This is a genomic window from Arthrobacter sp. Bi83 (assembly GCF_918698095.1).
Lineage (GTDB): Bacteria > Actinomycetota > Actinomycetes > Actinomycetales > Micrococcaceae > Arthrobacter.
The window spans coordinates 92,247-110,070 of record NZ_CAKKLY010000001.1; the positions used below are offsets into that span (position 1 = coordinate 92,247).

The following is a 17,824-nucleotide window of genomic DNA, read 5'->3' on the forward strand; positions in this document are numbered from 1 at the left end:
GACTGAACGTGGTTTACGACCGTGAACGTGAGCGCCGGAACGACGCCACCTACGCCGAGCACAAGCGTGCCGTTGCCGCCGGCGAGAAGCGGGTGCTGCGCACGACCAGCACCGGTGAGCTGCACAGCCATCCCGGCGATGAAATCGGCTTCACTCCCGGCCGCGGCCAGGCCCAGGTCAGTACCTGGTGGGGCATGGGGATCCTTGCCGCTGTCGCCATCCTGCTGGCTGTCTTCTCGGTGGCGATATTTCTGGGCCCCACCGCAACGGGAGGGGGCCCGTTCTGGCCCGCACTGTTCCTGACCGTCTTTTCGGGAGCCGGCGGCTGGTATACGTTCACCCTCGCCCGCGACGAATACCGCGCCACCCGCCTCCGCAAGCTTCGAGGCTCCCCCAAGCCGGGCACTTCCGGAAACGTTGACATCAACCTTCTGGAACTCGGCCAGGAACATCGGGAGCACTGATGGAGTATCTGATCGGCATGGGGTGCTTTGTGGTCTTTATGGTGGGGCTGCGAGTCCTGAACGCCGTCTGGCAGCGCAAGCACCGCCAGACGCGGCCGCCGCGGCACCAGGGCGAGCCCCGGTCCCAGCGAGGACGGGCCTACAAGGACCCGCCGCCGACAAGCCACAACGCCGATCCGTACAGCGGCTGGCCCTGATCGGTATCGCGTCCTGCCCCGGATAGGCTCATGACATGACGGGAACGACAAGCCTGGCCGATTCGCCGGCGGCGCGGGCAGCAGCAGCATCCAGGGCTCAGTACAAGCAGGAGGACTACCTCCAAAGCCTGAGCGACCTCAGCGAAGAAGAGCTTCGGGAACAAATGAGGGTAACCCTGGCCTTGGAGAAGGAAGCCATGAAGGAGTGGATGGATTCCGGCGACTGCTACATCATCTCCCAGGCCGGAAAGGTCCACGTGCCCACCTGCCAGAGCATGGGCAGGTTCGTGAACAGGGACGCCGCCTGGGGGCTGAACCTCCGCTACCCTGATCGGCTGCTGGACGGCCCGGACGAGGACCCCATACCTGTCTGGCCGATACTGCGTACCCGCGCCCAGATCGAAAGCCTGGCCAAGCGCACGGCTTGCCCTCTGTGCGCGCTGGATCTGGCGTTTTTGGACAAGCCCGAGCGGGCAATCACCTGGACGTACCTCCGTGCACGCAGCCTCAACTCCCAGCACTTCGGCACCGACTTCAAGCTTGCCGACGGCACGCCCCTCGGGGCACTGACCAAGATCACGACCGAGGAGACCATCGACGGGCTCACCTTCAGCGCTACATTCAGCCAGGCAGAAGCCCCCATCACCGAACCGGACACCGAGCTGATGTACCGGACCGGGATGAGGGCCTTGGGTAACGCCGCGCAGAAGTCCTAGACGGCAACCGGCGCTTTGATCCTGTCGTGCGGGTCGTAGCCGATGATCTCGAAGTCCTCGAGGTTGTAGTCGAAGATCGAAGCCGGAACGCGATTGAACTTCAGCTCCGGGTAGGAGCGAACGTCATCACAATCTGCCCCCGCTGTTTGCGGCCCTTTTCAGGTGGACATTAACAATGGATCGCACGTGAGCGATGCTTCTAAATTAACGATCTGTGCCTGCCTTGAGCACCTCCGGCAGCCGGTAGGAGTAGCGTCGGCTGCCTTGTCGGTGCCTGCCCCAAGAAGCCGGATTCGTTCGAACTGCGAGACGGAACCTTCCTAGATAGATAGGAGAAGGTATCCCTTCCGACTCGAGAGGTTCCAAGCCTGTACGACGCGGAGCTCGTGTGCATTCTCGCATTCCCGTTCGACACGCGCGAGGTGGGTCGCGTAACAAACGCCCGAGTCACGCTCGAGCGACGGTTGTCCGGTGAGAATGTGCCTATGAAAAAGCCTGTGCGGGTAGCTCTTCTCGCTGTCGCTCTGCTGTGCGTCGTGGCCGTCGGGCTCGTCTTCACAGGAGTGTGGTCACCGCCCTGGGTGGCGAAGGCTGCCCCGGCGACCGACGGTAGCATCGCCGTCGAGCAGGGCAAGGATGTCACGTTGCCCAGCAAGGACGGCTCCCCGGAGGTGACCATTCCCGGATCAGCGATCTCCGGCGAAGGACGGCTACATGTCAAGCCGGTCGAGCTGCCCGAGAACCGCTCCGGGTGGGCGATCAAAATGGACGGGGCACAACTGACCGGCAAAGCCACCCTGGTCTTCAAGAACGTTGTCGAAGACGATGAACCTGCCCCGCTCGTTGGGTTCAACGAGAACCCCGGCGACGCTGTCCAGTACGTTCTCGATACCGAGGTCTCCGGCAAGGACCTGCTCGTCCGCACGTCGCACTTCTCCAATTGGTTTACCGAAAAGTGGGACTGGTTGATGGATCAGGCTCGCGGCCAGCTGGACCGCATCTACCGGGATTCCGGCACCGGGGAGCAGCCGCAGTGCGAGCTCGAGGTGGAGGCAAGGGCAGGAGGCGTGTCGGTTACCAGCGACAGCGGCGGCAGGGTGCAATGGTGCCTGGGCAGGGCGCCGGACGGCACAACTGTTCTGAAGGTGAACAACTCCCGCGGTTACGCCGTGGCCGCGGAGCGGACCCCGGGCCTGACAATGAGCACCCGCAGCCTGGATTTCGGGCAGATGGTGCCACGGCTCGCCAAGTACATCACCGCGCCCTCGAAGCGTGGCAACGTCATCGACATCATCGGACCTGGCGAGACGGTGGAGTACAAGGTGGATGAATCGAGTGGTTTGAATGGTGTGAACCTCCAGCCCTCTCCCCCGGCCTACCTGGCAACGGCGCTTTGGTTTGGCATCCAGACAGCAGCCATGGCGTTCGAGAAGACCAATCTCCTCGGCAAGGTTCCGGTCGAGAAGATCCAGACAGCTGTTGACGCAGCCGACTGTGTGGCAGGATTTCAGGGGATGGCCACGGCTGACGTCACGAACGCTAAGGGCGCAGGAAACTATCTGAACGGCGCGATAGGCACAATCATGTCGTGCATGGGCAAAGTAATGGAACGCGTGGCCATAGACGAAGCTCCGGAAGAAATACTCAAGAATTTTGTCGCTGTCAGGCTTGCCCAGATGATGAGCTGGCTATGGTCGGGCCTCCAGACAGCTGCCAGCGGTTTCGCGGCAGCCGCAGACACGGCCCTGAATTACAAGGGCTACACCATAGCCCTCACCTATCCAGCAGCTGCCACCACCCCATCTCGGTCCCCCTCCCCCGAAGCTGCCGCCATCCCCGGGCTTCCCGACACGGTCAGCGGAAAATGGTGTACCCGGGCAGCCCCGACGACCTGCTTCGACGGCGCTGAAATCAAAAAGAGGTCGCCAGCTGTGCAAGTGGAAACTGCCGGCCCTTCCGACCATGTTCCAGGAGCGACGGACTACACACTCTGCCTGCAGCTGGACCTGGGAGACCACTGCACGACCGCCAGCTCGATTTACCTGCGATATTTTCCTGCGGGAACACCGTGGAACTGTGCGCGGATGCTGGCCGCCAGCGGAATCCCATTGCCGTCCTGCGAGCCCGACTACACCTCAGCGCACGACCCCTCGGAGCCAAGGCTCATCATTCGCCCCAACCATCAACAGGCAGCCACGTACATAGATTCACCCCCGATGTACCGGACCCAGTAGTTCGGGAAGTTCCCTGCCTGCCCCATCCTCAACCGCGCCGCGTGCTGCTGATGGGACTGACGCCGCAGACGGGGCAGGAGTGACTGATGTGAGCGGTATGACACACGTGTTTGATCCGGCAGAAGGTTAGCAATCAGCCCTTGTGTCTACGGGCCTTTTGGGCGGACATTAAGAATCAGGACCGCCTGCTTTCCGCCTGTTAGTTAACAATTCGTGTACCCCCTGGAGGGACATCCGCGACAACCCGCAGGAGACAAGGCGAGCGTTAATTTTGACCTGAAGTGTTAACTTTCAGCAGGACTGGACCGGAGGAGTCCCAATGCCGCCGAAGATTGACATCCAAGTGCTTGCGCGACCGCGGTTATTTCAGCTGCAGGTTCCGCGGTTCGCAATAGGCGGGCACATAGACTTCCTTCCATGCGCGTCTTCGACATCGCCTTCGACTACCTTCTCGACACCACGCCTCCAGGAAAGGACCCGGACTCCCATAGTCCGCGGCTCAAGGCTGACCATCAGCTGCTCTGGAAGAAGGAGCTAAGCGAGGGGCAGCTGTTCGAACTGGCGGTCTCGGAAGTTCCCAAGGTGCGTCGGAAAAACTACCTGATGTTCGAGCAGACGCCCGACAAGTGGTTCACGGTCGGTAGTGACGCCATCACGAACTCCTACACCAGGTGGGGGAAGCCCAAGGCCTTGGTCGAGGCTAAAGCCGAGTTGAGTGAGGAGCAGAAGCGCCGCTATTTCAACCCGCCGTACACGATCGGCAGCGCCATGATCTGGCCCGTCAGGACAATACACCTGCCCACCCTCAACACCGCCAGGGGAATGCGGATACGGATTGCGGACCGGATGGACCTGACTCTGGAATGCATCCGGCGCCACTACGCCAAGCAGCCAGGCAGCCCCCTCGCCGACGTCACCACTAACTATGGGGACTTCTTCGAACTCTTCTGCACGTTCGAGAAATTCGTGGAGTTCTTCCACTTCCAGGATCTCGTGACGCCGGAGGGGAAGATCGACTTCTTCCTCGAGGAGGATGAGGAAAAGGTCTTCACGCGCCTCGGCGTCCCGGTCACGAAGGACGAGTACATCAGGGTTCAGGAAGCCTCGCTGAAGTTCATAGCGCTGCGGGGCAACCGGATGGCCGACTGGGTCGAGAAGAACCACCGCGACATTGAGGTCCGACGGCAATAAACACCGGCCTGTCCCTGCCCGAGAATGCGAGAACAGGCGACGAATCACGGCGCTCCGCCTGTCACAGCATCTAGGAATCTCCCCAGGAGATTGGCCAGTTCGCCTTGCTGGCCTCTCGTCTGAGCAAGTGCTGCAATTCGGTTGCAGGAGAAGCCTCGAAGCGTGGTAGTTGTCTCCCCTATTCCAGGAACCTAGCAGGCGGAAAACTAGCCTGCTGCCGCGTCCAGGCGGTCCGAAAATTAACAATTGTTAAGGTCAGGAAAATGTATACCCAAAATTGTTAACTTTGAGCCATTCTGGACAACTGGCTATTGGTATGGGGATACCGCATCGCCGAGTGAGAAGTATGGAAGATACACGGCGAGGGCAACGATCCCCACCATAACGCCGATGAACACCAGGAAGAGTTTCGATGAAGCCCGTCTGCGAATAGACGACGACTACATCCACAGCACCCGCCTCCATAAATGCTTTTAGCCAGTCATAGGCCAGCCGCACTTTTCCTCCTGAGGCGGAGATGTCGTTGTCCTCAAATTTCTCTTCAATGACTTCCCAGTCATATTTTGCGGCGAGGGCAAAGCAGTCTTTGTGTTGCCGAGCTACTCCCAAACCTTCAAGCTGGAGGTCCTTGGAAATCCGGGTGTAGATCGCGGCACGGGCACCTTCTGTTTGAGCGTTCATGCTGGGCTTCTATGCGTGGGGCAGCCGCGGGCGTCGTGTCTTGTACACGTCATGATCAACCCACCACTTCGTCGGTGGAGTTAGCCTGCACCTACCTTAGCTACGAAGATAGCCGTGCTGCTGGCGTGAACTTTCTCAAACCAAGTGACCCCTTGCACTCCGGCGCTCACAGCAAGGGAAAGCGAGCTGGCTTGCTCACCAACCCGCCTAGGTAATACCTCACGTCCGTCAGGCGGACGGTCCCTACAGGTCTTAGAAACTCATCTCATTCCCCGCCACGCCCCCGAAAGGGGGCACCACCACCGGGCTCTTCGAACTGACGTTGTATGCCGGCGTGGCCGCCTCAGCCGCGACGGGCGCCTCAACGCCTGCACGCAGTTCAGCATCCGGCGCAGCAACCTGCGCGTGCGACATGCGCTGATACACCGCGGTCCCGAAACGGAGATCCGGTCCGATGGTGTCGGCGACAATGCGTCGGGCTTCGCGGCGTTCGCCGTCCTTCTCGTACGAGCGGAATTCCAGCTCGCCCGCCACGGTTACCGGGTCGCCCTTTCGCAGTGAACTCGCCGAGTTCTCGGCCAGCGCACGGAATGCAGAGACGTTGTGGAAGACGGGTTCTCCGTCCTGCCAGGTGCCGTCCGCGCCCTGGATTCGCTGGTTGACAGCGACCCGGAGCTTAGCGTGGGCCACTCCGCTTTCGCCTACGCTGAGTTCGGGATCGGCAACCAGGTTGCCTGCGATGTTGATCGGGATTTTGGTGCCCATGGTTCTTGTCCTTTCCAAAGCCGGCGGGACTTTCCCGCCGGACAAATTAGTGCCAGTCGGCTCACGGCCCGGCCATTACTGGTCCGTCAACGGACCGCAAAGTTTGTTCCACGCCCGCGTAGGTCGCTGCCGGCCTCAGCCGTGGGTCCGCGTCGACGGCGGTGATCTTGCCGCCAAACCCCGGCGGGTGTGTGATCTCAAGAATCCCCTTGCTGGCAGCAGTGACCCGTCCCAGTACTGACTTCGCAATATCCGCACGGGACGCTGGGAGCCTGCGCCTGGCGTCATGAGCCATCGCGTCTTTCTCCGCGTCAATGACGGCGTCAGCCCATCCGGCAAGATACGTCGCGGACTGGGGTCCGCGGTCGATCCCGTGGGCCTTCAGCACCGTGTAAGCCACGGATTCGGCTTCCACCTCGGCCAGTCCCCGGTGGTCTGCGCTGCTGCCATACAACCGGCCGACCGCGTCGTCGGGACCATGAAGCAGCACATGTCCAAGTTCGTGTGCAAGGACGGCCGCACGCTCTTCTGGGCTGAGCCAGGCGCCCACCTGGACCCGGCGGTGAGTGAAATCCGTAAAGCCGCTCGTCAGCCCATACTGGGCATCCGTCACATCGACGTTGAAGCCATGGCTGCCCGCCACCGAGGCGAGAGATCCGCACAGCTCAGCTACGTCCAGCACTGACTCGGCACCGCCGCGGGGTACGAGCAGCGGTGTGCCCTGCGTTTGTGAGACATCGAAGACTGCCTGGCCGCGCCAGCCCGTGATGACCGTCTTCTTTCCCTCGTCGACGGCGCCGTGGGGCACGTGCTCACCCGCAGGGATGCGTTGCCGGGTACCGTCAGGAAGCGTGACCTGCTGGAGTCGGGCTGTGCGGGGAGCGATGACCCAGAGCGCGTGCTCACCCCTGAGCACCGTACGGCCGTGGCGGGCCCACTCCTTGTACCCGGCCACCAGAGTCGGTTCATCGGTACCGCGCTGGGCCATCTGCATCATGAGCAGGGCAACATTGCCGCCCGAGTAACGCCACAACGTTGCCGAAGCGTCCAGCAGCACTTGCCACTGCGACGGAGATTCAACTGCCTTTTCCAGGACCTTGTGGAGGCCATCCGTCAAGGCAGAGATGCGCTCCTCGGGCGTCATGCGGGAATTGCCCGATTCGCTCCGGCCCGGCACGGGATCTGCCGCCACCGCACTCGATACGTCTTCAGATTCAGGGGCCACGACAGCCGCCCTTCATGCTTCTTGGAATCCAGCCGGGACCACCCCGCGGATACTTGTTCATGTCCTGAGGAAGGTCCAACAGCATGACATCAGAATTCGTCTCCGACCTGGCGGGAAGCCGCCTGCCATTCAGCGAAGCCCGGGGCCTCGAGCCGGATGGTTCTCACTGCGGACTCCTTGTGCGCCTGCAGACCGACACACCCGGCCGTCCGGGTATGGATCCGCAGCCGCTCGACGGCGTGCGGCAGCCGTTCGTGAAAGGCCAGCCACGTAGAACTCAGATTGTCCCAGGTGCGGCGTGTATGGCAGCCCAGCTTTGAACACCTGTTGTGATACCTCAAAACCCGCCGGACTTACGACCTCTCGACTCAGGCGGAGTCCTTCATTCTGCGCTCGACACTGCAGATCTCCTCCTGGTGCTGCTCTTAGCTTCTTCGGCGATGAGGTCCGAAAATGAGCTGCTGAATGAGCCGCTCGATTCCGTTCGCTTTGAGGCCTCTCGCGTCTGCCCAGTCCCGAATCGATGCCGTAAGAGGTTACAGCGCAAGTCTCGAGTCATCCGCGCCAAGGCGTCGCTGCGCGTATCAGCAGTGGTTTGGCGGACCGGCAATTGACGGACTACTGACGCTGGGGAGGTCGTCCGATACCTAATAAGCAACGCGCTCGCACCGGGCTCGAACGCAAAAGGCAAGTCGCAAACACCTCTCTCTAGCAGATACAGGTCCTACTCGTAATACTGACGATCTCGCAGAATCGGTTTCGCTTGCTAAGTTCAGCAGGATTATGTGGCAACATCAGATTTCATGACTCAAATCGGCTTGGTTTCTAAGACTGTCCTCGTTCTCGCAAAGGGAGATTCCGCCGGAGCCGTGAGCCATGCCCGGGGTCATCTATTTGAGCTGTTCGTCGCCAGACTTCTCCAGGCCTATGGATATAAAGAGCCAAGTGCGAGCAACGTGACGGTCAATTCGAACGGGATTGAACTCGACGTGGTGACAAGTACAAGACTGGACGGCAGAGTCGCCATAGCTGAGTGCAAGGCCTATTCACAGCCAGTGGCAGCCAAAGAACTCACGAATTTTTACGGAAAAGTCACGATTGAGAGGTTTACCACGCCTGATGCCCTCGGGCTCATGATGGTAGTTCCTGGTCTAACTCCGAGCGGTCAGCAGGCGGCCAGAGCGATTGAGCTGAAGGACAAGAATTTCAAGTACATGGATGTGGAAGCCATTACCGACGCTTTGGACGGTGAGGGACTCATCGTCGATGCGCCGGTTCCGCTCTCACTACCCAGCGACTTCGCTGTAGTGGTGACCGAGTTCGGCATCTATTCAGCTGCCTTGGAACTCGATACGCACACTCGTTTGCCTGTACGCGCGGCTGTGTGGGCCGCCCAAGGGGGCGTTCCTGCTCCCGCATTGGAACTGATTGCCTCGCACGGCTATTCCCAGGGTCTGGAGGTTTGGGACGCTCGCACCCCGACTCTCCACCCCCCGGCCAAACCGGACTCTCCGGACCAAGTTGTCCTAGCTACCGTCCTCCCGTCGCATAGCGATTTTCAGTACCAGTTGCCAGCGGGCCCCAAGTACTTCGTGGGACGGAAAACACTTCTAAAGACCCTCAGAGGCTTCATCGACTCAACATCCAAAACCATCATCTTCAACGCCCAATCGGGTTGGGGAAAAAGCAGCCTCGCTCTGAAGTTTGCGGAACTGATTGAGTCAAAGGGAGGATCCGCACTTGTGATGGACTCTCGAACCGCAAGTTCCTCCCGCTATGTCACAGAGGTGCTGCGACGCGCGATCGACGGAGCAGTCCAGAAGGGACTGATGCAGCTAGGAGCTGATGTGAGCTGGGCGAGTCTACCGAGCGCTCTCAACACGATAAGGAACGCCACCTGGAAATCTACCGACAAGCCAGTTCTTGTTTTCTTTGACCAATTTGAGAACGTTTTTCGATCACCAGAAATCACTCAGAGTTTCCGCGACCTGGCCCTCGGGATCAGAGACATAGAAGGGCCTATCAAAATTGGCTTTGCGTGGAAGACCGACCTGGTCGGATGGATCGAGGGCTACCCATACCAGTTACGGGACGAAATCCGAAGCGCCTCGGAGACCGTCCTTGTGGAGCCCTTCGGTGCGGCCGAAGTCAACACACTTCTCAACAGGCTCCAGAAGAAAGCTCAAGTGAATCTTGGCCGGGACCTTCGTACTCGCCTACGCGAGTACAGCCAAGGCCTGCCTTGGCTGCTAAAAAAGCTAGCTGACCACGTCCTGCAAGAGCTTACGAACGGTACCAGCCCAGAGCAGCTACTAGCCGACTCCCTCAATATTCAAAACCTCTTCGATGTGGACCTTGCGCAACTTGAACCGGAGTCACTAGAGATACTCAGGCACATCGCTCAAAATGCACCTATCCCTGCTGGCGAAGTTACGGATCGATATGCCCCTGAGGCGGTCCAATCCTTGGTGGACCGCCGCTTGATCGTTCAGGTTGGTGACCGGCTAGACACATACTGGGATATTTTCAGAGACTACCTAAACACTGGCCGGGTCCCTCTCGAGGACTCGTATATTCTTCGATCCGCACCCAACCAAATTGCTCGCATGCTGCCGCTAGTAATGAAGAAGGGCGGCAGTGCCGGTGTCGCATCTCTTGCATCTGACCTCAAGACCAGCGACAACGTGATCTTCAACCTTTCGCGGGAACTGCGTTTGCTGGGGGTCACTTCATACGAGCCTTTGACGGTTCGCATCGTCGACGATATTGTCGCTGCCTCGGACCCGGAGTTGGCGGCCCGGCAAAAGGTGACTAACGCATTGAGACGGCACCGTGCTTACTCAGCGTTATCGGACGTGGCGGCAAAGCAAGACGGATTAGCTACGACAGAAGCATTCAGCCATGCCCTACCTGGAATCTTCCCGGCAGTTGACGCTACGCAAGGAACGTGGTCCATCTACGCTAGGGTCTTTCTCTCGTGGTTCGAATACGCCGGCCTGGCATCACGTCGCGGCAATAGATGGGATGTTCAAGGTGACGCGACTGGCCAGAAGCCCCAACGTCTGTTGTCGCCTCCGTCCGCCATTCGCTCCCGCCCGGGCGTGCCGCAAGAGGCACCACGGCGTTCTTTTGACCTACTGTGCGAGATTGCATCAGGGGCGGTCGTCACTGTTCCAGATAGCAGCACTCCCCAACGGGACGCCCTGCGCACCTTAGCCGCTTTGGGAGCCGTTCTCGTAACTCCGGAAGGTCGCGTCGTCGCTGCCCGCGCAGACCTCATTAACAGTGACGGCTCAATTTCACGTCCGGTACTCCTTCGGCTCCTGAAATCGGTGCCCGGAGGCGAAGCGGGCCTGAAGACCTTGGAAGCCGATTCCTCGGCATCACCGCTAACAGTCGGCATGGCAATTCGTGAGGCAGCAGGCGGAAAGTGGACAGAAAGTAGTACGCATTCGATTGGCGGCGCGTTCCGCTCGTGGGCCAAGGAGCTAGGAGTGAAAGTCGAAGCAGTTCCCCGCAGCAAGACTTAGCTACCGGCCCAGCAAGGAGGGTGGCGATAACATGACATCGATCACTTCAGATCGTACAGCGCATCCCACAGCAATCCCGTCGATGACCCAACACCACCACGGACGGCAGGTCGGTCCCTCAGGAGAACCGCTGCAAAGCTTCGACGCACGGCCTTCGGAACCCATTCATCACCAAGACACACCCGATCAACCTCCGGACTCCGATTGCCGTCCCATACGTCCTTACATCCGGCGGGCTACTCTGCAAATACTGATTCACACCACCCTGGTTCTCGTGAAGTGACCACCTTCAGAATGTGTCCGCGATCTGGTGGGAACCCGCCTGCCACTCAACGAAGCCCGCTGCATCGAGCCGCAGGATTCTCACGGCGGACTCCTTGTGCGCCTGCAGCCCGACACAACCGGCCGTCCGGGTATGGATCCGCAGACGCTCGACGGCGTGCGGCAGCCGTTCGTGAAAGGCCAGGGGCCCGAACCCGGGATCGTCGCTGGCGTAGGAGGCCAGTTCAGCCCGCTGCATAGCATAGAGCTCGGCCACGATCTCGGTGTGGCGCCACCAGCAGTCCGGAACCACCGACGTCGTCAGCTGGTACGTCGCAACAAGCCAGCGGACCCAGACCGCCAAAGAACGCCACACACTTCCGGCCTGGTCAGCTGTCATTTCCCGCCAACGGTAGGTCACGCCGGATGCCCGCCCCGGTGGCCGGAAGGCAGAGCGGAAGAGCTCCGCCGTCAGCTCGTCGTCGTCCGCTCCGGCTGACGGGATCTCAAAGCGTTCGACGTCGTCATGGCTGGCCATCGGCTGGCTCCTCAGTTGCTGCCTGCCGCAGACGGTGCCCATCTGCCAGGGCCCGTTCAAGCTCCAGCTTTGACCGACCCAGCTCGGCGGCGTCTTTGCGTTTGTGCCATTCGCGCAAGTCCAAGAGGATGGGCCGGGTTCGACGTCCCAGCATCAGGGCCGTTCCTGCCGGCAAGCGCCTGATCTCATGAAGCGGCAGGACCGGGCTCTCCCTGATCTGTTCGCCGTCCTGCCGACCCTGTGCAGACCAGGAACGGGTATTAAGGGTCAGGCTCCGCTCCCCCAGCAGCCCAGCCAGCGAGCGCAGGTCACGTTCGTCGGAGCCTCCGCCGAAAATCACCTTGATGATGGCCGAGTCCCAAATTGTGGCTGCCTCATCGATTGACCAGCCAGTACGGGCCTGGGACAGAGATTGGAGAACTACCAGCGTTGAGATGCCGATGCCGCCGCCGTCAGAGAGGGCGATGGGCAGGCCCGGCCATGGTGCCAGATTGGCAATCTCGTCCAGAACCAGGGACAGCGGCGGATCCAGCCTTCCTCCCGGAGAGACAAATGCCATTTCGCGAGCGGCGTTGTCGATGTCGTCAATCAGAGCCGAAAGATACGGCCCTGCCGCAGCAGCTCCCGCACGGGTGCCGATCAGATACAGGGTCCCGCAGTCCCGGATGAACCTCTTTGGGTCAAATTCCTCCGACTCGTCCCGGGGATCGAGTGCGGCGAGCACTTTCGGTGACGACAGTGGTGCGACAGCGGCCGACACACCAATCCAGGAGTTGGACGTGTTCCGGGGGTCATCCTCAAGGATGCCCATGAGATCGGCCTGCCACCCCAGCGCCGCCGCCGGTAGGCTCAGGACCTCCAACGCCTCACGTGCCAAGACCGGGCTCGAAGACCAGCGCCGAAACGCACGGACACCCTCGCCGGACAGGGCCGCAGCATGAAGGAGGCACTGCAGGATGATCAGCGAGCGCTTTTGCCATGCAGCGTTCTCTCCCTTCATCTCCGTGTCCGCAGTGATAACGAGAGCGCGGCGCGTGGCGATATCCGGGTCCTCGCAGCCACGAACGGGAGACCAGCGAAGTGTCGAGGGCAGTCCGGACATGCCTTGTGGGTCGAAGACCGTGACTGGCCTGCCGCGTGTAGCGCGGGCCTTCATAGTTACCACCAAGTTGTCGGCGCGGGTGGATGTCGTGACTACAGCACCCGGCGCATCGAGGATGGCGTTGATGACCACATAGAGGCCCTTACCGGATCGCGGAGCACCCTGGATGACCATCGATTCCTCCGTGGATACATGGATCGTGACGCCTCGGGAGCGGCCCAAAGTCCAGGCCACGTCCTGGATCCGCGGCTTGGCGAGGCCTGGCCGCGTGAATTTGCCTCGCTTTAGGACGGCCCTCGCTCCGAAATCTTGGAGGATCTCGGTACGGCGCGCGATGCCCTCGCGGCTCAGTATGTCCTGGCGCAGCCACGCCCCGGATTGCTTCCACCTTCGCCAGGCAAAGACAGACCCGACGGCGAGCGCAGCCGCCAGAAGGAGGATTGGGCCAACGAGCCACCAGATACTGCCGATCCCGACGTCGCATCCCTCTGGTACGGGTACCACCCAGTTGATCCGGCCGATGAAAAGTCCGACGGCGGCGGCCGGGTTGAACGGCGACGGCAGACTGCCGCCGCAGCGCCAGGCCATCACGACGTTAGCTGCCCCCTGGACCAGGAAACACAGACAGACATAACCGGCCACGGCGATGAGCCCGGCCGTGACCAACGGACTGTCGGTGCCTCGCCGCGAATTCATCTGTGGCATTCAGATCATCCGGTCGTCGGTGCCGAAGACTTCAAGCTCATCGGTCGTGACCTGGTTCGCCACAATGAAGGAACGATTCCCGACCTTCCAGAGGCCAACACCTTTGGGGAGGTTCTCTACGTGCTCACATTCGGCCTCCGACAAGCCCAGGGCTTCTTTCGTTAGTCTCATCGCGTCGTGCTTTTGCCGGTAGATGATCCTGGTGTCCGCCTCGGTCAACAGGCCGAGTGCCTTCTGCCGGTGCCCGCTGGAGCTGTCTCCGATTTCGTTGAGGTCCGCGACTTTATGCATGATGAGCAGGTTCGCAATGCCGTATGTACGGGCTAACCGCCACTGCTCGCTCATTTTGGCGAGCATGTACGGGTCGGCCAGCATGCGCCAACCTTCGTCGTAAACCACCAGCCGCTTGCCGCCATCGGGATTGGTGACGGCTGCCTCCAGCCACGTGGCACCGCACGCGGCTGCCAGGGACAATGCTTGTTCCGAGGCGCCGATGAGCGCAGAAGTGTCCATAACCATCATGGGCGCATCGGCGTCGAAAGCGACCGTAGACGGGGCGTCAAACATGCCTTCCAGGTCACCAGAGACCGTCCGCCTCAGGGAGTGGCTGACCGCCACTCCCCCATCTTTGCCCACCAGCCCGATCGTTTCCTTCGACGGGTTCAACAGATGGTCCAGAACCATTGGCAGCGTCGGATTCGAGTTCTCGGCTACCGTCTCCATGAGAGCCATGTCCAGGGCAGTGTGCTCCACAGGACGGAGGGGCATGCCCTGCCGCATGAGAGAAACCAGTGCCACCAACAGGTAGCGACGGCGTTGGCGCACCACGGCCTGCCACTGCGCCTCACTCAAGGCGCTGGACCGCGGCCCCGCGTCGAGTGGATTGACGCGGGCAGCGCGACCGGGGCCCACGGAAATGACCTTGCCGCCGACCGCATTGGCGACGGCAACCCATTCGCCTTTGGGATCGGAGGCGACGGCGGCCTTCCGCCCCAGCGTTATGGACCTGGCCACCAGGGACTTTCCGCACATGGATTTGCCGGTCCCCACGGTGCCGATGACAACGATCGAGGGTCCGCTGATGACGCCCTTGTCATAGAGAATCCACGGGTCGTAGGAGAACGCTCCCGAGCCGAAGACGTCGGTGCCGATATAGGTGCCTTCGTGGCCGAGCCCCGATTCTGTGATGAATGGATACGCCGCGGCGAAGGTCAGGGTGGACGCGCGATGCGGTGCCGGACGCAGGCGGTGCGGGCCACGCAGCGAGACAGGTTCCCTGCTCCCCCAGTCTCCGCCGTGCTCGGCGGTGTCCAACCGGGTGCCGACCATCTCGCCGGCCCGGTTCAGAGCGGCCGCCCACGGTAGGCTGTCAGCGGCAGCCGCCCGCCGCCGTCGTTCCTTCCGCTCCCTGCGGTTCACTCCCGACGGCAAGTATTCAACCGACTGGTTTGTCCGCATCATCGCAGCCCCCGCCCGAACGGGAGCGCACCGGCGACGAATGCAGCCCATTGCTGCCCCGCCAGCAGGCGCAATTCGACGAAGGCTCCCGCGGCCGCCGACTCCAGTTCCTGCCGGTGGCGGGCCAGGTCCTCCAAGGTCCCTGCAGTAACGGTCACGTAGGCAGCGGGCCTCACGTCTCCGTGGCCTGCGACGATCTCCTCCTCGCGCTGGGCGACCTCTTCTTCCTCAGCTCGTTGCTCTCGGGTCAGTGGCCTGTCGAAGCGGGTGTTGATGCGGCGCCTAGTTTCATGGGCCTCCTGGGCGGAGCGGATGTCCCGCAGCGCCTCAGTTGTGGGCACGGCCCGAATCACCTCCGTCACCGTGTGCCGGAAGTCGCCCACATAAATCAGAGGATGGAGGAAACCCGGAGATACCTTCTGCCGTGGCCACTCAGCGATCCAGAACGTTTGATGAAAACCGGAATCCGTTCGTACGTATGTCCAGTGCTCTTCCACGGCCATGGGGCCTCCAGGCATGTTAGGCGGCATGGAGTCTCGGGGTTGTAATTCCTTCTTGGCCGGATTCCTTGCCCCGCTTGCGACGGCGGCAGGATCGAATGCGCCCCGAACGACGTCGAGGATTCCGCCTTCCGGCAGCCACTCCTCCACCTTGACGCTGTGCGTCCCCAGCGCTGTGGTCATGGCCTCAACCTCCAGACGAAGCACCCGTTCGACACCGACCAGTCCCCCGCCTGACTCTCTGATCCGGCGTCGCGCCTTGGCCATATCCACCACAAGTGCGATCAGGAGATCGTGGCTCATCGTGGAGCCGGCTGCAGAAATCAGATCCTCGTACGCGCGCTGGCCCCAAGTGAGTTCGCTCGAGACGCCCGGCGGCCGCGGGGACGTCATTTCGTAGAAGTCCCGCAGGGCGGTGGACGGATACGGAACCGTGTAGTCCTGCACGGCGATTCTTGCGAGGCTTGTTCGCTGGGCCATGCCCGCCTGCACGCGGGACCACGCCTGCACGGCCCATGCTTTGTCGTCGCTGTCTAACAGCGCAAATGACCGGGTGCTGCAGCGAAGTACGGCTATCGCCTCCCTGCCGCGGGCGTCCACGATGAAACACTCCCCTCGCGAGGTCCGACGCAATTCCAGGTTCCCTAGCCCTCCAGGAAGCGCCAGCCGTCCGGCCAGGACTGCTCGTTCGGGTCTGGTCAGGAACCGTGTTTGTCCGGCTATGAATCGGTAGAAGAACAGGACGGCATGGCTGGCCCATACCGGGTACGGAATCCTTGAATACTGCAGCAGGCCAAGGAGCATCAGGACCAGCCACAACGGTCCCGACGCGAACAAGCCGATCGGTCCTTGAGATGCCGATGCCAGGCTTGCCACCACCACGCCGGCCGCGAGCAACAGCAATTGATACCATTTCAGTCCCATGAACAAGCCGCGGCGCTCATAGCGGGGGAAATTGACTGCCTCGAGGGTGCGTGAAGTTTCAGACATGGAACTCACCGTCGGTTGGGGGCTGGATTACTCCTGGCCGGTGGATGGGAGACTGGGTCGTCGGGGCGATCGGTGGCGCGCCGTTCGGTAGCTTCGACGACGGCGGCTTTGGTGGCTCGCTAGGGGCCTTGCCCCCACTTCTGCTTCCCGATGCCGGTGCGCCCGGGGCCGGGCGCGGCTGTGCGCTGCTTCCCGGTGGCGAGGCTGGGCTGGCCGCCGTGGTGCCTGCGTCGAGCATCAACGCACCAGCGTTGCCAGCTGGCGCCGATGACGGCGTTGTACCCGTTGGCCCTCCCGGAACAGGGGCACCGGTCGGCAGCGTGCGGGTGGGAAATTGGTGACGACTCGACTGGATTGGGCGGGTCATCGACGAACGGCCAGCCATCCCTGCCAGAGTGAATCGCCCACCGGTTTGCCGGCTAATCTGCCGGGCGGTGAAGCTGGAGGTTCGAGTGAGGACGTGGCCACCACCGGCAGTTTGCGCGGCCGCGGCCAGCTCGCCTCCGGCGAAACTCACGAGCCGCAATGCCATCAGAGGCGCACCGCAGGCCAGTGCCATGCCCACAACACCAGCGGCCAGCCCGGCGAATGACTTCGAGTCGGCAAAGAGCTTGATGGCCACGGCGAGCACGGTCGCGGCCAGCGGTTTGGCGAGCAGCAACGCAACGACGATCTCGCACCACCGCCTTGCCCAGGTTTTCGTCTTCTCCCATGGCATCAGCATGAGCGCGACCGGGGCGACGGCGGCGAGCACGATCAGCGCGAAGGACCGGAAGATCATCGAACACATCAGGATGAACGCCAGGATCCACACTACGATCACGGCCATCACCGTGACGAAGACCGCCCCGGCCGCGCCGCCGGTGCTTCCCGGGGCCAAGGAAACGACGTTCCATTCCCGGCCGGAGTCCGCGGGGGCGCGCTCGAAGCCAAAGAGCCGCATGAACACCAGATAGGGATCCGTCCCCATGGAGTCGAGGAGTGCCGAAGCTGCAGAATCGCCCACCTTCGTGAGCTGGCGGACGAGGTAAACGGCACCGGCCACCAGAGGAATGGCGGCCGCGCCGCCAACCAGGGCGCGCACCAGGCGGCGGGGTTGTTGGCTGATCAGACCGGACAGCAGCTGGAGGATCATGGCCACGACCAGCGGTGTCATCATGATGACAACCCACCAACTCGTCAGACCTTCGACCGCCGTCCATTGAGAATCATCAAGGTCGGAGACGCTAAACGCGCCCGTGATGAAGGACCATATCCAGGACGCGGT

At 61.7% G+C, this 17,824-nt stretch carries 14 protein-coding genes and 1 pseudogene; 6 read left to right on the forward strand and 9 right to left on the reverse strand.

The features are described 5' to 3' along the window. Positions 1–8: 8 nt before the first annotated feature. The 3 genes from LQ144_RS00425 to LQ144_RS00435 are packed head-to-tail and all read left to right on the forward strand — an operon-like array spanning position 9 to position 1,377. Positions 9–464 (forward strand): hypothetical protein, encoded by a 456-nt coding sequence (locus LQ144_RS00425; protein WP_230116602.1) that lies wholly within the window; start codon positions 9–11, stop codon positions 462–464. Then, positions 464–661 carry a hypothetical protein gene (locus tag LQ144_RS00430; protein ID WP_230116603.1) on the forward strand — a complete coding sequence of 66 codons (198 nt, stop codon included), beginning with the start codon at positions 464–466 and terminating at the stop codon, positions 659–661. The genes LQ144_RS00425 and LQ144_RS00430 overlap by 1 nt, the downstream gene beginning before the upstream one ends. Before the next feature lie 35 nt (positions 662–696). Continuing rightward, positions 697–1,377 (forward strand): hypothetical protein, encoded by a 681-nt coding sequence (locus LQ144_RS00435; protein ID WP_230116604.1) that lies wholly within the window; start codon positions 697–699, stop codon positions 1,375–1,377. Here the strand turns inward: LQ144_RS00435 and LQ144_RS00440 are convergent. Continuing rightward, a pseudogene (locus LQ144_RS00440) lies at positions 1,374–1,490 on the reverse strand (thymidylate synthase); the annotation flags it as partial. The gene LQ144_RS00435 and the pseudogene LQ144_RS00440 overlap by 4 nt on opposite strands. A 372-nt stretch (positions 1,491–1,862) precedes the next feature. On the opposite strand from LQ144_RS00440, the gene LQ144_RS00445 reads away from it, so the two are divergent. Next, complete coding sequence (locus tag LQ144_RS00445; protein WP_230116605.1) at positions 1,863–3,611, forward strand: hypothetical protein; 1,749 nt, start codon at positions 1,863–1,865, stop codon at positions 3,609–3,611. A gap of 417 nt (positions 3,612–4,028) precedes the next feature. After that, a complete protein-coding gene (locus tag LQ144_RS00450) occupies positions 4,029–4,802 on the forward strand; it encodes a hypothetical protein (protein WP_230116606.1) in 774 nt (257 codons plus the stop codon). 255 nt (positions 4,803–5,057) lie between these two features. On the opposite strand, the gene LQ144_RS00455 is transcribed toward LQ144_RS00450, so the two are convergent. From LQ144_RS00455 to LQ144_RS00465, 3 genes are all read right to left on the reverse strand, one after another. Continuing rightward, positions 5,058–5,483, reverse strand: coding sequence for a recombinase family protein (locus LQ144_RS00455; protein WP_230116607.1), 426 nt, complete (start codon positions 5,481–5,483; stop codon positions 5,058–5,060). A 252-nt stretch (positions 5,484–5,735) separates the two neighbouring features. After that, positions 5,736–6,248 (reverse strand): single-stranded DNA-binding protein, encoded by a 513-nt coding sequence (locus tag LQ144_RS00460; protein ID WP_230116608.1) that lies wholly within the window; start codon positions 6,246–6,248, stop codon positions 5,736–5,738. Positions 6,249–6,309: 61 nt separating this feature from the next. Beyond that, a complete protein-coding gene (locus LQ144_RS00465; protein WP_230116609.1) occupies positions 6,310–7,473 on the reverse strand; it encodes an ImmA/IrrE family metallo-endopeptidase in 1,164 nt (387 codons plus the stop codon). 785 nt (positions 7,474–8,258) lie between these two features. Here LQ144_RS00465 and LQ144_RS00470 point away from each other — a divergent pair. Continuing rightward, positions 8,259–11,003, forward strand: a complete 2,745-nt coding sequence (locus tag LQ144_RS00470) for a restriction endonuclease (RefSeq protein ID WP_230116610.1) — start codon at positions 8,259–8,261, stop codon at positions 11,001–11,003. A gap of 289 nt (positions 11,004–11,292) precedes the next feature. Here LQ144_RS00470 and LQ144_RS00475 read toward each other — a convergent pair whose 3' ends face one another. From LQ144_RS00475 to LQ144_RS00495, 5 genes are read right to left on the reverse strand one after another with little or no spacing between them, the layout of a single operon-like run. After that, positions 11,293–11,802 (reverse strand): hypothetical protein, encoded by a 510-nt coding sequence (locus tag LQ144_RS00475; protein WP_230116611.1) that lies wholly within the window; start codon positions 11,800–11,802, stop codon positions 11,293–11,295. Continuing rightward, positions 11,789–13,600 (reverse strand): type IV secretory system conjugative DNA transfer family protein, encoded by a 1,812-nt coding sequence (locus tag LQ144_RS00480; RefSeq protein WP_230116612.1) that lies wholly within the window; start codon positions 13,598–13,600, stop codon positions 11,789–11,791. The genes LQ144_RS00475 and LQ144_RS00480 overlap by 14 nt, the downstream gene beginning before the upstream one ends. 9 nt (positions 13,601–13,609) lie before the next feature. Continuing rightward, the gene (locus tag LQ144_RS00485) at positions 13,610–15,028 is read right to left on the reverse strand and encodes an ATP-binding protein (protein ID WP_230116613.1); all 1,419 of its coding nucleotides are present in this window, start codon (positions 15,026–15,028) and stop codon (positions 13,610–13,612) included. A 38-nt stretch (positions 15,029–15,066) separates the two neighbouring features. Further along, positions 15,067–16,557, reverse strand: a complete 1,491-nt coding sequence (locus LQ144_RS00490) for an SCO6880 family protein (RefSeq protein WP_230116614.1) — start codon at positions 16,555–16,557, stop codon at positions 15,067–15,069. After that, the gene (locus tag LQ144_RS00495; protein ID WP_230116615.1) at positions 16,550–17,716 is read right to left on the reverse strand and encodes a type IV secretion system protein; all 1,167 of its coding nucleotides are present in this window, start codon (positions 17,714–17,716) and stop codon (positions 16,550–16,552) included. Before LQ144_RS00495 ends, LQ144_RS00490 begins: the two co-directional genes overlap by 8 nt. Positions 17,717–17,824: the final 108 nt, after the last annotated feature.

What these genes read in the sequence shown, in the direction of transcription:
- LQ144_RS00430 (WP_230116603.1), top strand. Translation starts at nt 464, where the DNA reads ATGGAGTATCTGATCGGCATGGGGTGCTTTGTGGTCTTTATGGTGGGG.
- LQ144_RS00435 (WP_230116604.1), top strand. Translation starts at nt 697, where the DNA reads ATGACGGGAACGACAAGCCTGGCCGATTCGCCGGCGGCGCGGGCAGCA.
- LQ144_RS00445 (WP_230116605.1), top strand. Translation starts at nt 1,863, where the DNA reads ATGAAAAAGCCTGTGCGGGTAGCTCTTCTCGCTGTCGCTCTGCTGTGC.
- LQ144_RS00450 (WP_230116606.1), top strand. Translation starts at nt 4,029, where the DNA reads ATGCGCGTCTTCGACATCGCCTTCGACTACCTTCTCGACACCACGCCT.
- LQ144_RS00455 (WP_230116607.1), bottom strand. Translation starts at nt 5,483, where the DNA reads ATGAACGCTCAAACAGAAGGTGCCCGTGCCGCGATCTACACCCGGATT.
- LQ144_RS00460 (WP_230116608.1), bottom strand. Translation starts at nt 6,248, where the DNA reads ATGGGCACCAAAATCCCGATCAACATCGCAGGCAACCTGGTTGCCGAT.
- LQ144_RS00475 (WP_230116611.1), bottom strand. Translation starts at nt 11,802, where the DNA reads ATGGCCAGCCATGACGACGTCGAACGCTTTGAGATCCCGTCAGCCGGA.
- LQ144_RS00480 (WP_230116612.1), bottom strand. Translation starts at nt 13,600, where the DNA reads ATGAATTCGCGGCGAGGCACCGACAGTCCGTTGGTCACGGCCGGGCTC.
- LQ144_RS00490 (WP_230116614.1), bottom strand. Translation starts at nt 16,557, where the DNA reads ATGTCTGAAACTTCACGCACCCTCGAGGCAGTCAATTTCCCCCGCTAT.
- LQ144_RS00495 (WP_230116615.1), bottom strand. Translation starts at nt 17,716, where the DNA reads ATGATGACACCGCTGGTCGTGGCCATGATCCTCCAGCTGCTGTCCGGT.